Below are 22368 nucleotides of genomic sequence, written 5' to 3'. Positions count from 1 at the left end.
GCGGTGTGCGGGGGCGCTCGGCGGCGCCCCTTCTTGTCTGGTCAGCCGGCCCGTCAGGCGGCGGGCTGGTAGCGCGTGGGGTCGGCCACGCCGGCCTGCTCGAAACCGGCCCGGCGGATGCGGCACGAATCGCACACGCCGCAGGCGCGGCCTTCGTCGTCGGCCTTGTAGCACGACACGGTCAGGCCGTAGTCGACGCCCAGCTTCACGCCGGCGCGGATGATGTCCGCCTTGGTCATGTCGATGATCGGCGCGTGGACGCGGAACCGGTCGCCCTCGACGCCGGCCTTGGTCGCCAGGTTCGCCAGCGTCTCGTAGGCCGACACGTATTCGGGGCGGCAGTCGGGATAGCCTGAGTAGTCCACGGCATTGGCGCCGAAGAACAGGTCGCGGCCGCCGATGGCCTCGGCCCAGCCGAGCGCCAGCGACAGCATGATCGTGTTGCGGGCCGGCACGTAGGTGATCGGGATGCCGCCCGTTTCGCCCGCGGTGGGCACGTCCAGCGCATCGTCGGTCAGCGCCGAGCCGCCAAAGCGGCGCAGGTCCAGGTCGATGATCTCGTGCCGCTTCGCGCCCAGCGCGGCCGCCACCTTGCGGGCGGCGTCCAGTTCTGACGAATGGCGCTGGCCGTAGCGCATCGACAGCGCGTAGGTTTCAAATCCGGCCGCATTGGCCATGGCGAGCACGGTGGCGGAGTCCAGGCCGCCGGATAACAGGACGATTGCGCGTTGGGTCATGATGTGCGGTGCGCGCGGAACAAGCGCGCTGTAGTCACGCCTCGATGGGCGAATCGCGTATTTTAGCGCGGTTGCCTGGCCTGACTGCGGCCTTGCTCCACTCTCTCATTGCATGGGAAAGGGGAGCCAGCCGTCGGCCGGTCTCCCACCTACCCACCCCCCCAAAAAGAAAAAAGCCCGCGAACGTCGCGGGCTTTTCCTGACTGCCTTGCTGCCGATACCGGTTACTTCAGCGTCTTCAGCCGGTTGCTGGCGGCCTGGGCGCCTTCGGTGCCGGGATACTTCGACACCACCGTCTCCAGCGTCTTGCGGGCCTGTGCCTTCTGGCCCGTTTCCAGCTGGTTGTTGGCGATGGCGATCATGGCGTCGGGTACCTTCGCATGCGTCGGGTACTGCTGCACCATGTTCTGCAGCACGAAAGTCGAACCCTTGTAGTCACGCTGCGCGTAGAGCGAATTGCCGAGCCAGAACTGGGCCAGCGGCAGGTACGGGCTCTGCGGATACTTCTTCGCAAACGCCGAGAAGGCGTTGCCCGCGCCCTTGAAATCGCCCGACTGGAACTGCTTCAGCGCGGCGTCGTACTCGGGTTTCTCGGTCGGCTGTGCAAGCCCTTCCTTGCCGTCGACGGTCACCTGCTGCGGCTCGAACTTCTTGAGGCGCGCGTCGAGGTCGGCGTAGTAATCCTTCTGCTGCTTCTGCAGCGTGTCCACCGTGTTCTGCAACACCTCGTTCTGGCCACGCAGCCGTGCCACTTCCTGACGCAGACCCTCAAGCTGGTTCTGCATGTCAAGCTGCTGACGGCTGTTCTGGTCGATCCGCTGCGATGCCGTGGCCTGGAAACCGTTGAACTGGTCCCGGAGCTGGATCACCGCCTTGCGCGCCTCGTCGTCGTCGAACACGCCGGCGTGGGCGGAACTGGCTGCCAGCAGGCCGCCAGATACAGCGGCCAGCCACAGCAGGGTGGAAACGCGAGCATTCATGAAGGATTATTCCGTGGATCAGTAGACGATGTCGGCGCGACGGTTCTCAGCCCACGAGGCTTCGTCGTGACCGGTGGCCTTCGGCTTTTCCTTGCCCAGGCTCACAGCTTCCATCTGCGACTCGGGCACGCCCAGCGACGCCATCGAACGGCGCACGGCCTCGGCACGCTTCTGGCCCAGGGCCAGGTTGTACTCGCTGGTGCCGCGTTCGTCGGTGTTGCCCTGGATCAGGATCTTGCGGCTCTTGTTGGTGCCCAGGTACTGCGCGTGCGACTGCAGCACGCCCTGGTATTCCGACTTGACCGAGTAGCTGTCGAAGTCGAAGTACACGCTGCGCTTGGCCAGCGGGCTGTTCGGGTCGTTTAGCGGATCGGCGGCCACCACCGGCGCCACGGCGCGCGGATCGGTCTGGGCGCCGCCCGTGCCGGTACCGGCCTTCGAAGCGTCGTCCAGCTTCACGCCGGAGCTGCAGGCGCCCAGGGCCAGCAGGGCAGCCAGGGCGAGCGATTTGGTCATCATTTGGGACATGGCGAGAGACTCCTCTTTTTCTACTGCATGAAAGGACCCCAGGACGGCTCGCGAACCTCGCCGGACTGGAGCGACAGAACCTGTTTCGTTCGGCCGTCCGTGGAGACCGCCGCCAGAACCGAGCGGCCGCCCACACGGGTGGCATACAGGATGTATTTGCCATTGGCGGCGAAGCTCGGGGCTTCGTCGTTGGACGTATCCGTGAGAGAAGTCACATCACCGTTGGACAGGTCCTGCAGTTGCAGGCGGAAGCCGCCCGAACGCGAGATGTAGGCCAGGTACTTGCCGTCCGGCGACACGCGCGGACTGACGTTGTAGTTGCCCTTGAACGTCACGCGTTGCGCGGCGCCGGATTCCTCGCCAGAGGCCGGCATCCGGTAGATCTGCGGCGCACCGCCGCGATCGCTGGTGAAATAGATGCTGCGGCCGTCCGGCGAGAACTGCGGCTCGGTATCGATCGCGCTGCTGCGCGTGATGCGGCGCAGGCCAGAGCCGTCGGCGTTGACCAGGTAGATCTGGGTGTTGCCGTCGCGCGACAGCGCCACGGCCAGCCGCTGGCCATCGGGCGACCACGACGGGGCGCTGTTGTTGCCCTTCTGGTTCGATACCAGCGTGCGCTTGCCGGTGGCCAGGTCATGCACGTACACCACCGGCTTCTTGGCCTCGAACGAGACGTAGGCCACGCGGCGGCCATCGGGCGACCACGACGGCGAGATGATCGGCTCGCTGCTGGACAGTGCCACCTGGGCGTTCTGGCCGTCCGAATCGGAAATCAGAAGCTGGTAGCGGCTGCCCACCTTCGACACGTACGACAGCCGCGTGGCAAACACGCCGCGCTCGCCCAGCAGCTTTTCGTAGATGTAGTCGGCAATCTTGTGCGCGGTCACGCGAAGCTGGCTCTGCGACACGTTGAACGCCAGGCCGCCAAGGCTCTGGCCCTTGACCGTGTCGTACAGGCGGAAGCGCACCTCGTACTGGCCATTGCCGCTCGGGGTGACGCTGCCGGCCACGAACGCGTCGGCGCCCTTGGCCTTCCAGCTGCCCAGGTCCACCTGGGCCGATTCGGGCACGGTGGCACCGGCGGGATCGATATTGCGGAAACGGCCGCTGTTGACCAGGTCGGCGCGGATGACGGCGGTCAGGTTCTGCGCGCCCTGCCCTTCGCCCTGGAAGTTGGCCGTGGCCACGGGGAACTGGTTCGAACCAACGCCCGTGATTTCCACGTTCAGTTGCGCGTGCGCCGCGCCGGCCGACATCAGCGCCACCGCCAGCCACGCCATCAGCGCGTGGCGGCCCTGGTCGCGGGTGATCGTGGTGGTCTGGCGTCGGGACAGCCAGTTAGGGGCCCAAAGCTTTCGCATGCTGCTCCTCAGTCGATTTCAGGATTCATCGGTACGGCGGGCACAGCAAGCACGTCGGCACGGACGGCATGCAGCTTGGCGCATGTCCGTCGTGCGCGCGTGTTGCACGCTGCCGGCCGCGTCAGGCAACCGTTCATGGTAGCGATCGGACTGGCGGCCAACGATGAAGGTTGCATTATGTTGCAAATCATGGCACTCGACGCTCCGCCCTGTCAGTCCTTCGGACGGAACGTGATGGTGAACTCGAACGACGGCGCCTTGCCGTCCTCGTCGCGCGGCAGCGGGTCAGAGCGCTCCACGGCGCGCAGCACGGCGTTGTCCCAGTCGGCGTCGCCGCTGGACTTGGCCAGCCGCTTGGACAGGATCGACCCGTCCGGCGCCAGCCGCACCGCCACCACGGCGGCCGGATTGCCCTGCACGTCGCCGTTGAAGATGATGTTCGGCTTGACGCGGCGGCGCACGCGGTCCGAATAGCCCGGCGACGCCTTGCCGCCCGAACCCGCGCCCGAGCCCGTGGCGCTGCCGACACCGCCGCCGCTCGACGCGGCGCTGCCGCCGCCGGCCAGCGCCTGCAGCCGCGCCAGTTCCGACTTGCGCTGCGCGTTGGCCGCGGCTTCGCGCTTGGCCTTGGCGTCCGCGTCGGCCTTGGCCTTGGCTTTCTGCTCGGCGTCGGCCTTGGCCTTGGCCTGCTTGTCGGCATCGGCGCGCGCCTTGGCCTCGGCGTCCTTGCGCTCCTGCTCGGCCTTTTCCTTCTCGCGCGCGGCCAGGGCGGCCTTGTCAGCCTTTTCCTTGTCAGCCTTCTTCTTCGCGTCTTCCTTGCGCTGCGCCTCCAGTTGCTGCTGGCGCTGTTCTTCCTTGCGCTGCGCTTCCTTCTGTTCCTGTTCCTTGCGCTCGCGCTCGCGGCGCGCGGCTTCCTCGCGGGCGGCGGCCTCCTCGGCCTGCTTGCGCTTCTTCTGTTCCAGCGCGATGTCGGCCTCTTCCTCGACCTTGCTGCGCACGGCCGGCTGCGGCGGCGCGGGCACCGGCTGCTCCACCGGACGCGGCGGCGGCGCCGGCGTGACGTCGGGAATTTCCTCCCACAGCTCGGCCTCGGCGCCGACCGGCGTGCTGCTCTGCCAGTGCACGCCGTAGTACAGCACGATGCCGAGCAACAGGTGCATCAGCAGCGCAAGCAGGAACGACCGCGTCGTGCCGCGTTCCTTGACCGGCTGATACGGATAGGCGGCGGCCTTCGCGCGCGAAGGGCCTGGCTGCGGATGACGTGACGGGATGCTGGCCACTTTGGGACGCAATGACGCTTACTTGGACTTGACCATCAGGCCGACGCGCTTGACGCCATCGGCCTTGAGCACGGACATGACGTCCAGCACGGCTTCGTACTTGACGGCCTTGTCGGCGGCGATCACCACCGGCTGGTCCGGATTCTCGTTCTGGCGCTGGTGCACGAAATCGATCAGGCCGCGCTTGTCGAGCTTGCGCTCGAACGACCCGCCCGAGCTTTCCTTGCCGCGCGCGGTGAGCTGGCCGTCCTCGTGCACGGTGACGATGATCGGCGGCGTCTGCTGCTGCGGCGTGGCGTTGGCCACCGACGGCAGGTCCACGACGGCCGGGTTCACGATCGGTGCCGCCACCATGAAGATGACGAGCAGCACGAGCATCACGTCGATATACGGCACGACATTGATGTCGGCGCTGGCCCGGCGGCGCGAACCGCCCCGGCGCTGGATGGCTGCCATGGCTGTGCTCCCCAGTCGGTTCAGCGGGTCTGCCGCTGCAGGATGTTCAGGAATTCTTCCATGAAGCTTTCGAACCGGATGGCCAGCCGGTCGATCTCGGTGGCATAGCGGTTATAGGCAATCACGGCCGGGATGGCGGCGAACAGGCCGATCGCGGTAGCGACCAGCGCCTCGGCGATGCCGGGGGCCACCGATGCAAGCGTCGCCTGTTGCACATTCGACAGGCCGCGGAACGCATTCATGATCCCCCAGACCGTGCCGAACAGGCCGATGTACGGGCTGACCGAGCCCACCGACGCCAGGAACGGCAGGTGGGATTCGAGCACGTCCATCTCGCGCTGGTACGCGGCGCGCATGGCGCGGCGGGCCGCGTCGAGCAGCGCGCCGGCATCGTTGCTGCGCTCGCGGGCCTTCAGGAATTCACCCATGCCCGATTCGAAGATGCGTTCCAGCGCGCCGGTGTTGTGGCGGTTGTTGACGGCGCTGTTATAGAGTGCCTGCAGGTCGCCACCGGCCCAGAAATCGCGCTCGAAGCCCTCGGTCTGGGTGCGCGCCGCGCGCAGCGCCAGATGTTTGCGGAAGATGTAGGTCCACGAGAACAGGGACATCACCAGCAGCAGGGCCATGACGGCCTGTGCCAGCAGGCTGGCGTGAAGGACCAGCGAAATGATCGACAGGTCTTGTGTGACGGTCACCGGATTCATCGAGCGTTTTTAATAGTGGCGAGAACAGGAGCAGGAATCGGGGCCGGACGGAATGTGGCCTTATCGACACATCCCACACGGATTTTGCCGCTGGCCAGCATCACGTCCCCTCGCCAGGCTTCCTGGGCGAATTGGACCGATGCCGGCCCGACCCGTTCGACGAGCGTACGGATCTCCAGCTGGTCGTCCAGCCGGGCGGGCGCATTGTATTCCACCGCGGTACTGCGTACGACGAAGACCACGCCGGACGCATCGGCAAGGGTCTGTTGTTCAATGCCGAGCGAGCGCAGCCATTCGGTCCGCGCCCGCTCGAAGAACTTGAGATAGTTGGCGTAGAACACCACGCCGCCAGCGTCGGTGTCTTCCCAGTACACGCGCAGCGGCCACACGAAATTTGGCATGGCCCGCATTGTAACGGAGCGCACTGGTTAACCCGTACGCGACTTTGCAACAGCAAGTTGCGAGCCATGCGCCACAAGCCCTTGGCCGCGCAGGGCGCACGGCGGCCCGGGGCTTGACCTCGCGGGTTGCGGCAAGCGGCCCGTTCGCATAAACTCTGCGGCAACCATTCCACCTTGCGCGACTGGCGAAGTCAGTGGGTACTACCACGAGGAAGCGCAAGATCTTTGGGCGTGAAGTTGCAAGCGCCTGCCGCTCGCCTGGGCAGCGAATGGGAAGCAGGGTGCGCCCTGCATCGGCCAGCCGCGCGTTGCGGCCCACGATGCTGGACGCCAGTGCCTTCCCCGCGCGCCCTATCCGCGAAGTTTTCCCGCTTCCATCCGAACGCCGATCCGCAACCGATCTTCATATCGACATTGCCGTCCGCTTTCCTTTTTACAGACGAGTCACGCCATGTTTGAACGCAGCCGTTTCACGATCGAACAGATCGATCCCGAAGTCTTCGCCGCCATCGAGAAAGAAAACCAGCGCCAGGAAGACCATATCGAACTGATTGCTTCCGAGAACTACACCTCGCCGGCCGTGATGGCCGCCCAGGGTTCGCAACTGACCAACAAGTACGCCGAAGGGTATCCGGGCAAGCGCTACTACGGCGGCTGCGAGTACGTGGACGTGGTAGAGCAACTGGCCATCGACCGCGTGAAGCAGCTCTTCGGCGCCGAAGCCGCCAACGTGCAGCCCAACTCGGGCTCGCAGGCCAACCAGGGCGTGTTCTTCGCCATGCTCAAGCCGGGCGACACGATCATGGGCATGAGCCTGGCCGAAGGCGGCCACCTGACGCACGGCATGGCCCTGAACATGAGCGGCAAGTGGTTCAACGTGGTCAGCTACGGCCTGAACGCCCAGGAAGACATCGACTACGACGCGCTGGAAAAGCAGGCCCACGAGACCAAGCCGAAGATGATCATCGCCGGCGCCTCGGCCTTTGCCCTGCGCATCGACTTCGAACGCATCGCCAAGGTTGCCAAGGCAGTTGGCGCCTACTTCATGGTCGACATGGCGCACTACGCCGGCCTGATCGCCGCGGGCGTCTACCCGAACCCGGTGCCGCACGCCGACTTCGTGACCACCACCACCCACAAGAGCCTGCGCGGCCCGCGCGGCGGCGTGATCCTGATGAAGGCCGAGCACGAGAAGGCCATCAACTCGGCCATCTTCCCGGGTATCCAGGGCGGCCCGCTGATGCACGTGATTGCCGGCAAGGCCGTCGCGTTCAAGGAAGCGCTGCAGCCGGAATTCAAGACCTACCAGCAGCAGGTGGTGAAGAACGCCGCCGTGCTGGCCGAGACGCTGATCTCGCGCGGCCTGCGCATCGTGTCGGGCAAGACCGAAAGCCACGTGATGCTGGTGGACCTGCGCGCCAAGCAGATCACCGGCAAGGAAGCCGAGAAGATCCTGGGCGACGCGCATATCACGGTCAACAAGAACGCCATCCCGAACGACCCGGAAAAGCCGTTCGTGACCTCGGGCATCCGCCTGGGCTCGCCGGCCATGACCACGCGCGGCTTCAAGGAAGAAGAAGCACGCCAGGTGGCCAACCTGATCGCCGACGTGCTGGACAACCCGCACGACGCCGCCAACATCGCCCGCGTGCGCGAGCAGGTGTCGGCGCTGACGCGCCGCTTCCCGGTGTACGGCTGATCGGCCTGAACGGGCTGAACGGCCTGGACGGTCCTTCCGCGTACCGATAGTCAGTACGCACCAACAGCGCCGCCGCCTCCGGGCGGCGGCGCCGGTTGACCCGCCGCAATCCCGCAGCAGAATTCAAAGATGCAAAATGCGGGCTGGCACATTTCTTCAGGTGGTCAGGCATGAAATGCCCCTTCTGCGGTCATTCCAATACCCAGGTCCTCGATAGCCGCGTCTCGGAAGACGGCGAAACCGTACGCCGCCGCCGCCGCTGCGAAGCCTGCGACCGCCGCTTCACTACCTACGAACGCATCGAACTGTTCTTCCCGGCCATCGTCAAGAAAAACGGCTCCCGGGTGGACTACACACGCGCCAAGCTCAAGGATTCCATGCGCCTGGCGCTGCGCAAGCGGCCGGTATCGGCCGAGGCCATCGACGAAGCCATCCTGCGCATCGAGGAAAAACTGCTGGCGCTGGGCGAAAAGGAAATTTCGAGCAGCCAGGTGGGCGAGCTGGTCATGCGCGAACTGCGCAAGCTGGACAAGATTGCCTACATCCGCTTTGCCTCGGTCTACCGCAGCTTCGAGGATGTGTCGGAATTCCGCGACGTACTCGACGAGTTTTCAACCCCTACCCCACGAAAGGGGTAGCCACTTGGCCAAAAAAGCTGTCTAATCTGCACTAGCCTCCTTTGGGTAAGGAGGCGGGCGAGCGGGCGCGCGCTCCCGTCGGACCGGATCGGACCAAACCGAACCGGCACGAACGGCAGCGCGGCAACAAACAGCCGCCAGCGGAACCGGTCCCGTCAGAGGCCCGGACGCACACAGAATTCCAGCGCGCCGCGCAAAGAACAAAAAAGAACTGTCGTTTTTTGGACGGGAGTTACAAATGGGTCAATTCCGCTGCCGGGAGGCAGCCGGCTTCACCATGCTTGAAGCATTGGTTGCTATCGTCGTGCTCGCCTTCGGCGTGCTCGGCGTGGCCAACCTGCTCGTCAAGTCTTTCCGCTTCGCCCAGCAATCTTCCTACGACATCGTGGCACTGCAGATCGCCAACGACATGGCAGATCGCATGCGCGCGAACGACGCGCTGACCCGGGCCGGGGCCTACGACAAGTTCGACACCAGCAATGGCGCGCCCGCCATCGCCGACAACGCCAATCCCTACGTCACGCCGTGCACCGGCGACGCCAAGACCTGCGCCCCCCTGACTGCGGCGTTCGACCAGGCCGAATGGGCTCGCATGATCGCCGCGAACCTGCCCAAGGGCCGCGCAGTGGTCTGCCGCGACGCCACGGCTTTCAACCTCGATACCGGTTACGACTGGGGCTGCGCCGTGGGACCCGGCGGCGGCACCGCTACGCCGCTGGTCGTCAAGATCGGCTGGGTCTCACGCTTTGCCGACACCGGCGGCACAGACGTGCCAGCCGGCTCGAAACTGGCCGATTCCCGCGACGCCAAGGGCGATGCCAAGCCCCAGATCGTGGTCACCATTCTCCCGGGGGTGGAGCAGTGATGCGCCGTACGATTCCAACCACCCGGCGCCGCTCCGGCGGCTACACGCTGGTCGAGCTGATGGTCACGCTGGTGCTGTCGCTGCTGCTGCTGTCGGCCGGCCTGGCGTTCTACATGATGAGTCGCAACAGCTACGCGACCATCGATGACAGCGCCAACCTGCAAGAGCGTGGCAACTTCGCCATTTCGGTGGTCACCCGGATGCTGCGGCAAACCGCCTTCACCCCGCCTGCCAGCGGCGGCGGGGGCCTGATGACGGTCGACGACCCGATGATCGACGGCAAGGACCATTGCGCGGCGCCTCAGATCACGCCCGATGCAAACGGACTGCAGCGCGTGACCTGCAGCGGCGGCGTGGCGATCAACAACAGCGACGCAGTGATGATCCGCTTCTTCGGCATCTCGAATCCCGACGGTACGCCGGACGGCTCCGTTGTGGACTGCGCGGGCATGGCCGTCGGCGCCCTCGACGAGAAGAACAAGAACACCGCCGCCAAGCAACGCGGCCTGGCCCTGCTCTACGTCGACACGGGCAGCAACGGCAAGCCGGCGCTGATGTGCAAGTACCCCGAGCGCAAGAACGGCGCGGTGGTGCCAGACAGCTACGTCACCCAGGAACTGGTGCCCGGCGTGGAAGCGTTCCAGGTGCTGTACGGCATTGCTGTCAACGACGACGAAGTCCCGGACAAGTTCGTGACCGCGGACCAGATCGGCACGAACGAATGGGACATGGTCCTGACGGCCAAGGTGGCAATGGTCGTCAGGACCGACAACCTCAACGCCACCGGCACCGACGCCGGCACCTTCAATCTGTTTGGCACGCTGGGTTCGAGCCTGCCGGACGCCTCGTACGTACCGAAGGTCGATACGAAGGCCGCACGCAAGCTCTACACGGCCACTGTGCAGTTGCACAACTACCTCACCTGCTACAAGGGAGACGTCCTATGCTTCTGACGACCCGCGTCAACAGGCTGGCGCCCCGCCGGGAGCAGGGCATCGCACTGATCACCGCCGTGATCATGCTGCTGGTCATCACGATGCTCGCCATCGCCGGCGCCCGGGCCGCGCTCGACACCAAGCGCAGCTCGCGCAACCAGCGCGACTTCGAGATCGCCTTCCAGGCCGCCGAGGCAGCACTGCGCGACGCCGAGAAGGATATCGAATCCGGCAGCCGGGCCGACTCGTTCATCCCCACCGCGCCCAAAGGCTTCATGGTCGGTTGCGGCACGGGCACCAGCAAGGCCGACCCCACGCTGGGACTGTGCGACACCACGGACACCTGGACCACCACGAACATCTGGGACCAGGTCGACTGGACAACCAAGGTTGGCCAACGGACGGTGGAATATGGCACGTTCACCGGCCTGGCCTTCCCTACCGGCGCGGGCCTGACCCCGGCCCGCAAGCCCCGCTACCTGATCGAGATCTTCCAGGACACCGAACTGGGCGAGGATGCCACCGGCACGCAGTCGCCGCCGTCGTTCATCTATCGCGTCACCGCCGTGGGATTCGGGCCGAACGACACCACGCGCGCGGTGGTGCAGACCTACTATCGGCGGGGCCAGCTACAGCCGTCCGCCACGTGATGCGGGCCGCCGGCCCGATCTCCCAACCGCTTCGCTTCTGCCTACACGCAACGGGACCTACATCATGAAGATCCTGAACCGATTGCTGCCGCTGGTTGCCCTGTGCTGGGCAACGCTCGCCGGCGCCGCCACGACCCCGACCGTCCCGACGGTCGATATCGCCAAGACGCCGCTCTATGGCAAGGTGCAGAACCTGCATCCGAACCTGATGCTGGCGCTGTCCGTGGAGTTTCCGACCACGGGCGTGGCGTACCGCGGCGCATACAGCGCCAACACCGAGTACGTCGGCTACTTCAACAGCGGCAAGTGCTACGCGTACGATGCCACGAACGGCTACTTCACGATCAGCGGCAATGCGTCGGCAACCCGCACCTGCTCTGGCCAGTTCAGCGGCAACTTCATGAACTGGGCGGCCTCGTCGGCCATCGACATGCTGCGGCTGGCCATGACCGGCGGCGACCGCGTGGTCGACACCCGCACCCAGACCGTGCTCCAGCGCGCCGTGCTGCAGGCAGACTTCTTCAAGAGCGGCAGCTATTTCCCGCTGAAGACACTGTCGAAGAATGCCAATGGCGTATCGCCCAGCGAAGTCACGCCATACACGTACTCCACCCTGTACATGGCGTCATGTGGCAACCATATCTTCTTCGCCAACTCGGATAGCAACGGATTGAGCTGCAGCAGCCTGGGCCAGTACGCGGACCAGGTCGACCGACGGGGGAACCTGACGGAACGCCGCTCGTACCGGGTGCAAGTGCAGGTTTGCGACAGCAACGAAGCCACGTCCCGGACCGATCTCTGCTACAGCTACGACGGCACCAACTACAAGCCGGTGGGCGAAATGCAGCGCAACGCCGAGCGCGTGCGCTTTGCGGCGTTCGGCTACCTGAACGACAACTACAACAACGGCAACCTGGCGCAGAACGAACGCTACGGCGGTGTGCTGCGTGCGCCGATGAAGTACCTGGGCAATTCGGCCGTCAACACCGACCTCAAGACCATCACGAACACCGCCAAGGAATGGGATGCCTACGGCGTCTTCGCGGCCAACCCGCTCGGCGACAGCACGGGCAACAGCGGCGTGGTCAATTACCTGAACAAATTTGGCCGAACGACGATTACCAGCCTTGGCAAGCCGACCGACAACCCGACCGGCTCGTACAAGACCTACGACCCGCTGAGCGAACTGTTCTACGAATCCATCCGCTACCTGCAGTTCCACAACAAGGGTCCCACGCCGGAAGCGGTCAATAACCTGACCACGGCCAACACCGACAACTTCGCGGTCTACTCGTCCTGGAACGTCGACCCGATGCTGAACAAATGCCAGCGCAACTACGTGCTGACGATCGGCGACATCAACACCCACCAGGACAACTACGTGCCCGGCAACACCTACACCGGGCGCGGCGATCCGACGCGGGCCGTGGACAGCTACAGCGGCTTCGACGTTGTCGACTGGACCAAGCGCGTCCAGGCCATGGAAATGAACAGTCCCGACGTAGGCAACCCGTACGCGGATACCAGCACCACCATCGCCAACATGCTCTCGAGGGGGCACCCGAGCTCGTCGAACTCGTCCTACTACATGGCGGGCGTGGCGTACTGGGCGCACACGGCCGCCTTCCGTCCCGACATGCCGGACGCCCGCGTCACCACTTTCGGCATCGACGTCAACGAGGCGGGCAACGGCACGGTAGGCGACGCGCAGCGCCGCAGCCAGATCTACCTGGCGGCCAAGTACGGCGGCTTCCTGAACGCCCTCAAGGACGGAGGCAACAACGATGGCAACCCGTTCCAGACACTGGTCAACGGCAAGCTGACCAAGACCAATACCGAATGGGAAACGGCCCCCGGTTCGAAACTGCCGACCAACTGGTTCCTGGCCAGCCAGCCGGCCGACATGATCCGGTCGATCCGCAAGGTGTTCGACGTGGTGGCCAACTCCGGCGGCACACTGTCCGGCATCGCGCTGAGCAGCAACACCGTCTTCACCGACCAGACCGTCTACACCCCGGGCTTCGACAGCCAGTGGAACGGCAAGCTGACGGCCTTCCCGCTGGTGCGCGGCACCGACGGCACGGTGAGCGTGTCCGGCACCCAGAAGTGGGAAGCCGGTGCGAAGCTCGCGGGGCGCACTCCGGCCTCGCGCGTCATCTATACGCTGAACAGCCAGACCGGCACCGGCGCGCCGTTCCTGTGGGACAGCCTGTCGAAGGACCAGCAAACGGCGCTGAACCTGAATCCCGAAACCGGCAGCGCCGACGGCCTGGGCAGCAGGCGCGTGGACTACCTGCGCGGCGACCGCAGCCAGGAGAATGACGGCGCCGGCAACGGCGGCTTGTTCCGCCAGCGCCAGACCCGGCTCGGCGACATCATCAACTCGGGCCCCGTGTACGTTGGCGCCCCCGCCCCCCTGCGTCCGGGCACCGGCTACAGCACGTTCTACTCGACCTACCAGTCGCGCACACCGGTGGTCTACGTCGGCGCCAATGACGGCATGCTGCACGGCTTCAATGCCGAGACCGGCGACGAAGTGCTGGCCTACGTGCCCAACGCGCTGTACGGCACCCTGAACCAGCTGACCTCACGCACCTACAACCACCGGCCCTATGTCGATGCCACGCCGACGATCACCGAAGCCCAGATCGGCGACAAGTGGAAGTCGGTGCTGACCGCTGGCTTTGGCGGCGGCGCCCAGGGCGTGTTCGCGCTGGACGTGACCGCCCCGGACAGCTTCGGCGCCGCCAATGTGCTGTGGGAGTTCACCGACCAGCATGACAAGGACATGGGCAACGTCATGGGCCGGCCCCAGATCGCCAAGCTCATGAAGGGCAAGGACAGCAAGGGCGTGCCGCAGTATGGCTGGTACGTGATCGTGGGCAACGGCATCAACGCGAACCTGGAAGACAAGTCCTACGACGCCGACGCCCCCGCGGTGCTGTTCATCCTGTCGCTGGACAAGGCGCCCTCCGAGAACTGGCTGGAAGGCGTCAACTACTGGAAGATCAAGACGCCCGTGCCGGCCGCGGTCCCGCCCTACTCCACCGCCAACGGCCTGAGCACGCCTGCCGTGGTCGCCGGCGCGAACGGCACCGCGCTGGCCGCCTACGCGGGCGACCTGCAGGGCAACCTCTGGAAGTTCGCGCTCTCCGGCACCAGCGACACGTGGAACGCCGGCGAGAAGGGCGCCCTGCCGGCCTATGGCGGCTACCCCGGCAAGCCGATGTTCATTGCCACCGACAAGACCACGGGCACGCGCCAGCCCATCACGATGCAGCCTTCGGTGACCTATGCGCCGGGCGGCTACATGGTGTTGTTCGGTACCGGCAAGTACTACGAACTGGCCGACACCGCACCCAACCCGACGTCGGGCAACGCCTTCTACGGCATCTACGACGACAACACGCTGTCGTATGCCGGCAACCGCAGCGCCCTGAACCCGCTGACGCTGAAGTACAGCGCCGACGGCTCGACGATCCAGTTCACCGGCACGGCGATCGCGCCGGGCTTCGTGGGTCTGCGCAAGCCCGGCTGGGTAATGGACTTCCTGGACAAGACCGAGCGCCAGATCACCTCGGCGGCGCTGTCTGGCGGCCTTGTTTACTTCAACTCGATCTACACGGCCGTCGACGCCTGCAACACCGCCGGCGGCAGCCGCAGCTACACGCTGAACACGCTGACGGGGCTGCCGGTGAACGGCACATCGGGCATCCAGTCGTCCAACGGCCTGCTCGGCGCGCCGACGATCATCGTCGTGACACGCAGCTCGGACCCGCGCGGCTCAGTCGGCGGCTACATCCAGACCACCAAGACGATGGCCCTGAGCTTCGGCGCCGACGGCACCATCTCCACGTCGGGCGGCGGCCCGACCGACCCCGGCCAGAAGAAGCGCCCGGGCCGCCAGAGCTGGCGCGAAGTCCGCAACTTCAAGATTGACTGATGGAGCCCGCGATGCATACTCGACTGCGGGGCCGGCAAGCCGGCTTCACGCTGATGGAACTGATGGTGACGGTCACCGTCATCGGCATCCTGGCCGCGATTGCCTACCCGTCCTACCAGGAATTCATCCGCAAGGGTCGGCGCACCGAAGCCAAGGCGGCGCTGATGGAAAACATGCAGCTTTTCGAGCGGCATTTTTCGCAGGTGAATACCTACTACGCCGCCGGCACGACCGTCACCTGGGACGGCTACAAGAAATACTCGGGCGACAACCCCACCGGCGCAAAGTACACGATCTCGGCGATTCCCTGCACCGGTGCCGGGACACCCAACGACGGGCAGTGCGTGGAGCTGCGTGCAAAGCCGAATGCCGGCTTCGACGATCCCACGTGCGACGCGCTGGTACTGCGCAGCACCAACGAGAAGCTGGTCGCCATCGGCAGCACGGCGCCCAAGTCCGTCCCCAACTGCTGGTGACCGCCATGACCGCTACCCGGCAAAGGCTGCCGCGCCATCGCGGCTTCACGCTGATCGAGTTGATGACCACGATCGCGGTAGCCGCGGTCATCGTCGGCTTCGCCGTGCCCAGCATGGCCACGTTCATGAAGAACCAGCGGCTGCTGACCACGGCGGACAGCCTGAACGCGGCATTGACCAAGGCGCGCACCGTGGCAGCGGCCAGCAACAGCTACATCACGGTGGCGCCGGTCGACGAAGACTGGAAGAAGGGCTGGCAGGTCTTCAACGAGCATGCGTCGCCTGACGGCAAGTACAACGGCACGGACACGCTCATCGCGCAGTACGACCCGCTGCCGGACGGCATGGAGTACGCCTACGACGCCACGAACGGCTACAAGTACATCTCGTTTTCGCCAATCGGCTATTCGCAGTCGGCCAACAAGGCGCAAATGGCGATGGCAATCATGTTCACGCTGGGCGACGCGCGGCGACTCGTCGAAGTCAGTCCCCTCGGGCGGGCCCGGGTCTGCAATCCCGCCGCCGACACGCAGTACTGCGTGATGCCGACGATCAACCAGTAGCCTGGCTGGCGCGGCCGAGGGCGGGAGCGGCCGCCCCCGGCCAGTTCCGAGCCCGGCTCGGACACACATTGACGCAACCCCGCAACGTCCCGACACGTTTCGACCCCGCTTTCGCCGCTATCTTGGCCATCCGTTCCGACCGAACCGATGCGCCATGTCTTCGGCTGTTCCCTGCCCGCTGCACCGCCCTGCCCTACGGCCGCTTCGCGCTCGCGCGGGCGGTGACGTGCTTGTTGAATCGCTGGTCTGCCTGGCGCTGGTGGGCCTGGGCGCGCTGCCGCTTGCGATGCTCGGCAGCAGTTGGCTACGCTGGAGCGGCGATCTCGAACGGCTGAACGGCACGCTGCGGGTTGTCGCCGAACAGGCGGAAGCCGGCCCGGACCGCTGGACGCTGATCGGCGGCGATGCCGACGGCATCGCGCTGTGCGGGGCGCCGATGGCCGGTGACGGTTGCGCGCCGGGAGAGCGGTTCGCTGTCGCCCGGCTGCCGTCGGCCCGCGCTGGCTCGCCGTTCGACATGGCGGCGCCGGCCACCCACGTCGCGTTGTGGGTGCGGCCATGATCGGGCGCCATCGCGCGGCAGGCTTCACACTGGCCGGGATGATGGTCGGCGTCGCGCTGGGCATGTTGGCGATGCTGGCCGTGCTGGCCTGCCTGCAGGTCGTGCGCGACGCCTACGCGAGCGTGGTCGACAGCGTGCTGATCGAAGAACGCGGGCAGCGGGCGCTCGCCATCGTGTCGCACGCGATCCGGCAGGCCGGATGGATCCCGGCGCATGTCGCGCTGGCGCCCGCTCACGCCGCGCCGGCCTCGCCCGTCGAAGGGCGGGACGATTGCGCGCTGCCGTGGCTCCAGTCCGGGCTCCAGTCCGGGCTCCAGTGCGGCCGCTCGGGCGTGCATGCCAGCGACGCGTTGCTGGTGCACGTATCGGGCAGCGGGCTCACCGCCGATCCCACCCTTCCCGACGGCACGATGACCGACTGCGGCGGCTACCCGCTGCCGGCCCGCGCCGTGGCGGCCGAGGGTAGCCGGCCGCCCTACCACGCATCGGCCAATCTGTTCTATATCGGCACCGGCGGCGACGGCGTGCCGCAACTGCTCTGCCGCTATCCGAGCCGGCAGGGAAACCGGGTGCGGTCCGACGCGCATACCGCCGGGACCCTGGTGCGCGGCGTGGAGACGATGCAACTGCGCTATGGCGTCGACATCGACGGCGACGGCGCGCTCGACCGCTTCGTGCCGGCCGACGCCTGGCACGCCCAGGGCCCGGGTGGCTGGCACCGGGTGCGGGCCGTCCAGATCGCGCTGGTCGTGCGCGGCGACCGGCCAACGCTCGCGCCAGGTACGGTGCAGACGCTTCGGCTGTTTCCGATGGACGGTACCGATACCGCCGACGCGTACACCTTCCAGCCGACGACCCATTCGCGCCTGCGGCGCCGGGCCTTCCTGACGACCGTGCGGCTGCGCAATCCGTCGCCCTGCCAGGAGGCGCTATGTTGACCCGCCACCACAGCCAGGGCACCGCGCTGCTGGCATGCGTCGCCATGCTGCTGCTCCTGATGGGCGGCGTCAGCGTCGCCGCCCTGCACTTCCTGCTGGCCGGGCGGCACCTCACGAGCCAGCCGCTCGACCGCGAGATCGCATTCCGGGCCGCCGAGGCGGCCCTGCGCGATGCCGAGGCGGACTTGCTCGCCGCCATTGCCGCCGACGCGGAGCGGATTGCCACGTGGCCGGCCGCCGGTACCTGCGGCCTGGGCGCGCAGCGCGGTCTCTGCGCGGCCGATGGCGACCGCAGCGCATGGCGCGCATGGCTCGAAGGCACCGCGCCGGGCGACCTCGGCATCCCGGTTGGCACCTACACCGGCGCCACGCTGCCGGCGCTGCCCGGCGGCGTCATCGGCGCCACTGTCGCACCGCGCTACCTGATCGAGATCATGGACGACCCGCCGGCCTCGGGCATGTGGCCGCGCATGCGAATCGTCGGGCTGGGTCTGGGGCGTGACCCGGATGTCCGCGTGCTGCTGCAGACGGAATTCCAGCCATGAACGTCTGCCGTCGATTCTTGCGTCTGCTTGTTGGCCTCGCGCTGGCGGCCGGAGCCATCGACAGCGCCGCCGCCATGCCCGGCCAGTTGCCGCTCGGCTATCGGATTGCGGCCGGCACCTATCCCTGGACCGGCCAACTGCACGCGCTGGCGTTCCGCACGGCGAACCTGTCTTCGCAGGCGGTGCTGACGCAATGGGAAGCCGGCGCTCAGCTCGACCGACAGGACATTCACGCCAGGCGGGTGTATCTCGGCGGCAGCCGGCTGACGCCGCTGTACTGGACGGCCGTCGACACCGAGACGCAGGCCGTGCTCGACGGCATCGAGCCCGACGGGCTGGGCGCGGCGCGGCTGGCGTGGCTGCGTGGCGACCTGCGCGACCGCACACTGAGGCGGCGCGACACGCGCCTGGGCAGCGCCGCGGGGTCGCGCGTCCACGTGGTGGCGCCGCCGTCCTGGCAGCCGATGCAGCCCGGCCATGCGGAATTCCGCCAACGCCATGACCGACGCTCGACCATGGTCTGGCTCGGCACCCGTGACGGCTTGCTGCATGGCTTCGACGCCGTGACGGGCCGCGAGCGCGCGGCCTTCCTGCCCCGGGCGATGCTGCCGGAAGCGGCCGCTTTCACCGCCCCCGACGGGGCCATGCCTGCCGCGCCCTGCCCGCGACCGTCGAGCATCGATGCCGATGTCTCGGGCGTGTGGCGGACGCTGCTGCTGTGCGCCATCCCCGCAGCCAGGACGACGACGCCCGCGCACCCGGGCACCGTGTTTGTGCTCGACGTCACCACGCCGGACGCCGCCACACCGATCGGCCTGCTATGGGAAGCCGGCGGCAATCCGGCGTTGCCGTTGTCAGGCAGCGGGCCCGTTGGCGCGGTGATGTGGAAACAGGACGGAATACGACGCTGGGCGGCGGTGGCGCTCGCCGCTTCGGACCGGGACGCGGGACAACGGGCCGGCCTTGCGCTGCTGCCGCTAGACCGGACGCCCCAGCGCTGGTCGGGCACGCATGCGGTGCGTCGCATGGCGCTGCCAGCATCCGGCTGCGGCGCGCCGACCGACGCGACCGAACTGCTGGCTGTCACCGTGCAATCCGCAGCCAACGGCGTGGCCCGCGCGGCGTATGCGACGGATCGGCAAGGCCGGCTCTGGCGCTTTGCGCTCGACGATCTGGGCGGCCCTGCGCCGGGGCCGGCGGCGACGTGCCTCTACCGGCAGCGCGGCGTAGCCGGGCAGGCCGTGGAAGCGCCAGTCGTGGTGCAGACCGGCCAGGGCGCGCTCATCGTCTATGGCACGTCCAGCGAGTTGACGGCGGTGGCCGATGGCGCAAACCCGGCGGCATCTGGCACGCCCGCACGTATCCTGGCGCTGCCGAGCGGCGACGGCGTCGTGCTGCGCTCGGAACGGTCCGACGCCGCCTCACGTGGAGACGGCTGGACGCTGACACTGCCGCACGCCGGCGAGCGCATCGAGACGCTATCCAGCGCCACGCCGGTGCACCTTGGCTTTACGACACTGGACGAACACGGGCAAGCGCGCAGCTATCTCGTCGATGCCGGGACCGGCGAATCGGTCGTCGTGGCCGGCACCGATGGCTTGCCGGCCCACGCGGTCACGGGGCTACCGTGGTCCGGTGGCACTGGCGTGCCGATCGGCGTAGTGTCGCCAGTGGCCACGGGCCCGGCCACCGCGCCGGGGACGTCGGTGCGCGACACCTTCTCGCTCGACCAATGGAACGTCCGTGGCGATGTCGCCGAGCCGTTGCAGCAGGCGCGCTGGCATCGGCGCCGGGGACGGCTGGGCTGGCGCGAACTGATCCGGACCTCGCCATGACCGTGCCACGTGCCAACCCATCGCGCCGGCCCGGGTTCAGCCTCATCGAGTTGCTGATCGTGCTGTGCATCGTCGTCATCCTGACGGTGATGGCCGTACCGGCGTGGCAGCGGCACGTCGAACGGAGCTGGCGGATGCAGGCGCGGGCCGAGCTGCTGTCCGCGATGCTGGCGCTCGAACGCCACGCGCTGCTGACGCTGTCATTCGCGGCCACGCCCGGCGGCGCACACGCCGCTGGCGAGTGGCCGAGGCCAGTCCCCCCGCCGCCGGCCCGGGTGCGACACTGGCTGACGGCGACCAGTTGCGCCGGCATGGACCTGTCGCGCTGCGTCGAAGTTCGCGCAGCGCCCACGCAGCCCGACCCGCGCTGCGGCACGCTGGTGCTTCGCAGTACGGGCGAGTGGCTTTCACTGCCCCCGTCAGGCGATGCGGCAGTGCCAATGCCGGAGGGGTGCTGACATGGCGCGCGCTGACAGGCAACCTTGGCCTCGCGGCATGACGGTCATCGAACTGCTCGTATGCCTGGCGGTGGCCGCGGTGCTCGCCGTCGTGGCGTGGCCATCGATCGGCGCGATCCTGGCCGAACACCACGCATCCCATGCGGCGGACCGGCTGGCGGCGTCGCTGGCGCTGGCGCGGACCACCGCGTCGGCCCGGCGCATGGAGGTCAGCCTGGCGCCAATTGCCGGCGCCAACACGCTGGACCGGGGCTGGCAACTGGCCGTGGTCGGCGCGGCGGGCGGCGATGAGGCCGGGCCGGACCCGCCATTCCTCGTGGTGCCGCTGCACGAGCGATGCCTGCACATTGCGTTGCGGGCGCCCGGCGGCGTTGCAGCCAGGCAAAGCCTGCGCTTGACACCTGTGGGATACTCACGGTCTGAGCGGGGCGGCTTTCTGGCGGCCACATTCCAGGTGCGCTGCGGCAACGCGCAGCGCCAGGTCCGGCTGGGCGCGCAGGGGCGCATCCGGATCTGCCGGCCCGGCGCCGATGCCGATTGCCAATGAGATCCAGCGGACGCGACCGGCATTGCCGCGGACCCATGACCATCCACGCTGTCCCCTGCCCGCCGTTTCACCCGACGCACTTTCAGGCCCGACTCGCCACACCATGTTCTCCGATTCCGACCACACCGCCATGGAGCAGGCCCTCGCACTCGCGGCGCGGGGCATGTTCACCACCACGCCCAACCCGCGCGTCGGCTGTGTCCTGATGAAGGATGGGCAGGTCATCGGCCAGGGCTACACCCAGCCGGCCGGCCAGGACCATGCCGAGATCCAGGCCATGAAGGACGCCATCGCGCATGGCCACGACCCCGCCGGCGCGACGGCCTACGTCACGCTGGAGCCGTGCAGCCACTTCGGGCGCACGCCGCCGTGCGCCGACGCGCTGGTCCGTGCCCGCATCGCGCGCGTGGTGGCGGCCATGGAGGACCCGAATCCGAGCGTGTCCGGGCGTGGCCTGCAGCGGCTGCGCGACGCGGGCATCGACGTCCGCTGCGGCTTGCTGGAAAAGGAAGCGCGCGATCTCAATATCGGCTTTGTCTCGCGGATGACGCGCGGCCTGCCCTGGGTGCGCGTCAAGCTGGCGGCATCGCTGGACGGCGGCACGGCGCTGCACGACGGCACCAGCCAGTGGATCACGGGCCAGGCCGCGCGCGACGACGGGCACTTCTGGCGCGCGCGCGCCTGCGCCATCCTGACCGGCATCGGCACGGTCCGCGACGACAACCCCGCGCTGACCGTGCGGGCAATTCCCACGCCGCGCCAGCCGCAGCGTGTGCTCGTCGACTCCCGGCTCGAAGTGCCGCTGGACGCCCAGATCCTGCACCGCGATACCGGTGAGTTCGCCAAACCCGTGCTGGTGTTCTGCGCCGTGGAAGACCGCGCCCGCCAGCGCGCGCTGGAGGATCGCGGGGCCGAGGTCGTGGTGCTGCCCAACCGCCACGGCAAGGTCGAACTGCGCCGCATGCTGGAAGTCCTGGGCCAGCGCGGCATCAACGAACTGCACGTGGAGGCGGGGTTCAAGCTCAACGGTTCGCTGATTCGCGAGCGTTGTGCGGACGAACTGCTGCTCTACCTCGCACCGCGGCTGCTCGGCGATGCCCAGGGCATGTTCAACCTGCCGCCGCTGGCCCGCCTGGACGACGCGGTGCCGTTCCGCTGGCACGAAATCCAGCAGATCGGCGACGACCTGCGCCTGATCGCCCGCCGCGAGGACAGCATGGACTGACCCCGGCCGCGCGATCCGCATCGCGCCCCGAATCCAAGCCAT

General features: G+C 67.4%; 23 protein-coding genes and 1 riboswitch. Of the genes, 15 read left to right on the top strand and 8 right to left on the bottom strand.

Going from position 1 to position 22368, the window contains the following annotated elements; translation table 11 throughout:
• Positions 1-53: 53 nt before the first annotated feature.
• From queC to ybgC, 8 genes are all read right to left on the bottom strand, one after another.
• Positions 54-737, bottom strand: a complete 684-nt coding sequence (queC, locus tag EHF44_RS09575) for a 7-cyano-7-deazaguanine synthase QueC (protein ID WP_124683529.1) — start codon at positions 735-737, stop codon at positions 54-56.
• A 224-nt stretch (positions 738-961) separates the two neighbouring features.
• Positions 962-1717, bottom strand: coding sequence for a tol-pal system protein YbgF (ybgF, locus tag EHF44_RS09570; protein WP_124683528.1), 756 nt, complete (start codon positions 1715-1717; stop codon positions 962-964).
• An 18-nt stretch (positions 1718-1735) separates the two neighbouring features.
• Positions 1736-2245: a peptidoglycan-associated lipoprotein Pal gene (gene pal / locus EHF44_RS09565; RefSeq protein WP_172966031.1), complete on the bottom strand. Its 510-nt coding sequence runs from the start codon at positions 2243-2245 to the stop codon at positions 1736-1738.
• A 20-nt stretch (positions 2246-2265) separates the two neighbouring features.
• Positions 2266-3606, bottom strand: coding sequence for a Tol-Pal system beta propeller repeat protein TolB (gene tolB, locus EHF44_RS09560; protein WP_124683527.1), 1341 nt, complete (start codon positions 3604-3606; stop codon positions 2266-2268).
• Between the two features lie 212 nt (positions 3607-3818).
• The gene (gene tolA, locus EHF44_RS09555) at positions 3819-4886 is read right to left on the bottom strand and encodes a cell envelope integrity protein TolA (protein ID WP_124685055.1); all 1068 of its coding nucleotides are present in this window, start codon (positions 4884-4886) and stop codon (positions 3819-3821) included.
• An 18-nt stretch (positions 4887-4904) separates the two neighbouring features.
• Entirely contained in the window at positions 4905-5342 is a 438-nt protein-coding gene (tolR, locus tag EHF44_RS09550) for a protein TolR (RefSeq protein ID WP_124683526.1), read from the bottom strand.
• A 20-nt stretch (positions 5343-5362) separates the two neighbouring features.
• Positions 5363-6046 carry a protein TolQ gene (tolQ, locus tag EHF44_RS09545; RefSeq protein WP_061956800.1) on the bottom strand — a complete coding sequence of 228 codons (684 nt, stop codon included), beginning with the start codon at positions 6044-6046 and terminating at the stop codon, positions 5363-5365.
• Positions 6043-6447, bottom strand: coding sequence for a tol-pal system-associated acyl-CoA thioesterase (ybgC, locus tag EHF44_RS09540; RefSeq protein ID WP_124683525.1), 405 nt, complete (start codon positions 6445-6447; stop codon positions 6043-6045). The genes tolQ and ybgC overlap by 4 nt, the downstream gene beginning before the upstream one ends.
• 168 nt (positions 6448-6615) lie before the next feature.
• A riboswitch (ZMP/ZTP riboswitch) is annotated at positions 6616-6718 on the top strand.
• Positions 6719-6898: 180 nt separating this feature from the next.
• Between ybgC and glyA the strand changes: the two genes are divergently transcribed.
• The 15 genes from glyA to ribD all read left to right on the top strand — a co-directional run bounded on the left by glyA (position 6899) and on the right by ribD (position 22326).
• Complete coding sequence (glyA, locus tag EHF44_RS09535) at positions 6899-8146, top strand: serine hydroxymethyltransferase (protein ID WP_124683524.1); 1248 nt, start codon at positions 6899-6901, stop codon at positions 8144-8146.
• 170 nt (positions 8147-8316) lie between these two features.
• Positions 8317-8784, top strand: coding sequence for a transcriptional regulator NrdR (gene nrdR, locus EHF44_RS09530; protein ID WP_124683523.1), 468 nt, complete (start codon positions 8317-8319; stop codon positions 8782-8784).
• Positions 8785-9022: 238 nt separating this feature from the next.
• The gene (pilV, locus tag EHF44_RS09525; protein ID WP_124683522.1) at positions 9023-9649 is read left to right on the top strand and encodes a type IV pilus modification protein PilV; all 627 of its coding nucleotides are present in this window, start codon (positions 9023-9025) and stop codon (positions 9647-9649) included.
• Positions 9649-10602: a PilW family protein gene (locus EHF44_RS09520; RefSeq protein ID WP_124683521.1), complete on the top strand. Its 954-nt coding sequence runs from the start codon at positions 9649-9651 to the stop codon at positions 10600-10602. Before pilV ends, EHF44_RS09520 begins: the two co-directional genes overlap by 1 nt.
• On the top strand, positions 10593-11234 hold the full coding sequence (locus tag EHF44_RS09515) for a pilus assembly PilX family protein (RefSeq protein ID WP_124683520.1): 642 nt from the start codon (positions 10593-10595) through the stop codon (positions 11232-11234). The genes EHF44_RS09520 and EHF44_RS09515 overlap by 10 nt, the downstream gene beginning before the upstream one ends.
• A 64-nt stretch (positions 11235-11298) precedes the next feature.
• Positions 11299-15177, top strand: coding sequence for a pilus assembly protein (locus EHF44_RS09510; RefSeq protein WP_124683519.1), 3879 nt, complete (start codon positions 11299-11301; stop codon positions 15175-15177).
• Positions 15178-15188: 11 nt separating this feature from the next.
• Positions 15189-15653 carry a type IV pilin protein gene (locus EHF44_RS09505; RefSeq protein ID WP_124683518.1) on the top strand — a complete coding sequence of 155 codons (465 nt, stop codon included), beginning with the start codon at positions 15189-15191 and terminating at the stop codon, positions 15651-15653.
• 5 nt (positions 15654-15658) lie between these two features.
• The gene (locus EHF44_RS09500) at positions 15659-16216 is read left to right on the top strand and encodes a GspH/FimT family pseudopilin (RefSeq protein ID WP_124683517.1); all 558 of its coding nucleotides are present in this window, start codon (positions 15659-15661) and stop codon (positions 16214-16216) included.
• A 226-nt stretch (positions 16217-16442) separates the two neighbouring features.
• Positions 16443-16778, top strand: a complete 336-nt coding sequence (locus EHF44_RS09495) for a hypothetical protein (protein ID WP_124683516.1) — start codon at positions 16443-16445, stop codon at positions 16776-16778.
• Positions 16775-17716 (top strand): PilW family protein, encoded by a 942-nt coding sequence (locus tag EHF44_RS09490; protein WP_253700014.1) that lies wholly within the window; start codon positions 16775-16777, stop codon positions 17714-17716. The genes EHF44_RS09495 and EHF44_RS09490 overlap by 4 nt, the downstream gene beginning before the upstream one ends.
• Positions 17710-18261, top strand: a complete 552-nt coding sequence (locus EHF44_RS09485) for a pilus assembly protein (protein WP_124683515.1) — start codon at positions 17710-17712, stop codon at positions 18259-18261. Before EHF44_RS09490 ends, EHF44_RS09485 begins: the two co-directional genes overlap by 7 nt.
• Entirely contained in the window at positions 18258-20096 is a 1839-nt protein-coding gene (locus EHF44_RS09480) for a PilC/PilY family type IV pilus protein (RefSeq protein ID WP_124683514.1), read from the top strand. Before EHF44_RS09485 ends, EHF44_RS09480 begins: the two co-directional genes overlap by 4 nt.
• The gene (locus EHF44_RS09475) at positions 20093-20554 is read left to right on the top strand and encodes a type IV pilin protein (protein ID WP_124683513.1); all 462 of its coding nucleotides are present in this window, start codon (positions 20093-20095) and stop codon (positions 20552-20554) included. The genes EHF44_RS09480 and EHF44_RS09475 overlap by 4 nt, the downstream gene beginning before the upstream one ends.
• Positions 20555-20591: 37 nt before the next feature.
• A complete protein-coding gene (locus tag EHF44_RS09470; protein ID WP_253700012.1) occupies positions 20592-21101 on the top strand; it encodes a GspH/FimT family protein in 510 nt (169 codons plus the stop codon).
• A gap of 103 nt (positions 21102-21204) precedes the next feature.
• Entirely contained in the window at positions 21205-22326 is a 1122-nt protein-coding gene (gene ribD / locus EHF44_RS09465) for a bifunctional diaminohydroxyphosphoribosylaminopyrimidine deaminase/5-amino-6-(5-phosphoribosylamino)uracil reductase RibD (protein ID WP_124683511.1), read from the top strand.
• The last annotated feature ends 42 nt before the right edge of the window (positions 22327-22368 follow it).

The sequence above is a fragment of the Cupriavidus pauculus genome (assembly GCF_003854935.1).
GTDB classification, from domain to species: Bacteria; Pseudomonadota; Gammaproteobacteria; order Burkholderiales; family Burkholderiaceae; genus Cupriavidus; species Cupriavidus pauculus_C.
The sequence above is the reverse complement of the archived record's forward strand: the minus strand, read 5'-3'. Positions and strand labels throughout refer to the sequence as shown.

What these genes read in the sequence shown, in the direction of transcription:
- ybgC (WP_124683525.1), bottom strand. Translation starts at nt 6,447, where the DNA reads ATGCCAAATTTCGTGTGGCCGCTGCGCGTGTACTGGGAAGACACCGAC.
- EHF44_RS09500 (WP_124683517.1), top strand. Translation starts at nt 15,659, where the DNA reads ATGACCGCTACCCGGCAAAGGCTGCCGCGCCATCGCGGCTTCACGCTG.
- EHF44_RS09510 (WP_124683519.1), top strand. Translation starts at nt 11,299, where the DNA reads ATGAAGATCCTGAACCGATTGCTGCCGCTGGTTGCCCTGTGCTGGGCA.
- EHF44_RS09480 (WP_124683514.1), top strand. Translation starts at nt 18,258, where the DNA reads ATGAACGTCTGCCGTCGATTCTTGCGTCTGCTTGTTGGCCTCGCGCTG.
- EHF44_RS09475 (WP_124683513.1), top strand. Translation starts at nt 20,093, where the DNA reads ATGACCGTGCCACGTGCCAACCCATCGCGCCGGCCCGGGTTCAGCCTC.
- tolR (WP_124683526.1), bottom strand. Translation starts at nt 5,342, where the DNA reads ATGGCAGCCATCCAGCGCCGGGGCGGTTCGCGCCGCCGGGCCAGCGCC.
- EHF44_RS09505 (WP_124683518.1), top strand. Translation starts at nt 15,189, where the DNA reads ATGCATACTCGACTGCGGGGCCGGCAAGCCGGCTTCACGCTGATGGAA.
- ybgF (WP_124683528.1), bottom strand. Translation starts at nt 1,717, where the DNA reads ATGAATGCTCGCGTTTCCACCCTGCTGTGGCTGGCCGCTGTATCTGGC.
- queC (WP_124683529.1), bottom strand. Translation starts at nt 737, where the DNA reads ATGACCCAACGCGCAATCGTCCTGTTATCCGGCGGCCTGGACTCCGCC.
- EHF44_RS09515 (WP_124683520.1), top strand. Translation starts at nt 10,593, where the DNA reads ATGCTTCTGACGACCCGCGTCAACAGGCTGGCGCCCCGCCGGGAGCAG.
- EHF44_RS09520 (WP_124683521.1), top strand. Translation starts at nt 9,649, where the DNA reads ATGCGCCGTACGATTCCAACCACCCGGCGCCGCTCCGGCGGCTACACG.
- EHF44_RS09470 (WP_253700012.1), top strand. Translation starts at nt 20,592, where the DNA reads ATGACGGTCATCGAACTGCTCGTATGCCTGGCGGTGGCCGCGGTGCTC.
- tolB (WP_124683527.1), bottom strand. Translation starts at nt 3,606, where the DNA reads ATGCGAAAGCTTTGGGCCCCTAACTGGCTGTCCCGACGCCAGACCACC.
- EHF44_RS09485 (WP_124683515.1), top strand. Translation starts at nt 17,710, where the DNA reads ATGTTGACCCGCCACCACAGCCAGGGCACCGCGCTGCTGGCATGCGTC.
- pal (WP_172966031.1), bottom strand. Translation starts at nt 2,245, where the DNA reads ATGTCCCAAATGATGACCAAATCGCTCGCCCTGGCTGCCCTGCTGGCC.
- ribD (WP_124683511.1), top strand. Translation starts at nt 21,205, where the DNA reads ATGTTCTCCGATTCCGACCACACCGCCATGGAGCAGGCCCTCGCACTC.
- pilV (WP_124683522.1), top strand. Translation starts at nt 9,023, where the DNA reads ATGGGTCAATTCCGCTGCCGGGAGGCAGCCGGCTTCACCATGCTTGAA.
- tolQ (WP_061956800.1), bottom strand. Translation starts at nt 6,046, where the DNA reads ATGAATCCGGTGACCGTCACACAAGACCTGTCGATCATTTCGCTGGTC.
- EHF44_RS09490 (WP_253700014.1), top strand. Translation starts at nt 16,775, where the DNA reads ATGATCGGGCGCCATCGCGCGGCAGGCTTCACACTGGCCGGGATGATG.
- nrdR (WP_124683523.1), top strand. Translation starts at nt 8,317, where the DNA reads ATGAAATGCCCCTTCTGCGGTCATTCCAATACCCAGGTCCTCGATAGC.
- glyA (WP_124683524.1), top strand. Translation starts at nt 6,899, where the DNA reads ATGTTTGAACGCAGCCGTTTCACGATCGAACAGATCGATCCCGAAGTC.